Raw genomic sequence first — 249 nt, 5'->3', positions numbered from 1 at the left:
CGTGAGCACTTCTGCGGAGCTTGCCACGGAAGTCTTGAAGCTGAAGTGGCTCACGATCGCTCAGTACCGCTTCATTCCTGCATGGCCGATGACCGCAGCCTCTGCGCGTCCCGCCCCGGCGGTCTTCCGAATAGCCGGCTGTACTCACGACTGAATTGCGAAGCACTGTCATAGCCCACGCTAAGCCCCACGCTGGCGACGTCCTTCGACGTGGTCAGCAGTTGTGAGCGGGCTTCCTGAAGCCTGATC

Annotated in this window: 1 protein-coding gene; it reads right to left on the bottom strand. The window is 61.0% G+C overall.

Going from position 1 to position 249, the window contains the following annotated elements; translation table 11 throughout:
* Positions 1–71: 71 nt before the first annotated feature.
* Positions 72–248, bottom strand: coding sequence for a helix-turn-helix domain-containing protein (locus tag SB724_RS21260; RefSeq protein WP_410572991.1), 177 nt, complete (start codon positions 246–248; stop codon positions 72–74).
* Position 249 lies beyond the last annotated feature (1 nt).

Origin of the sequence: Bacillus sp. SIMBA_031 (genome assembly GCF_046535225.1) — a bacterium.
Lineage (GTDB): Bacteria > Bacillota > Bacilli > Bacillales > Bacillaceae > Bacillus > Bacillus velezensis.
This window is presented reverse-complemented; position numbering and strand designations above follow the sequence as displayed.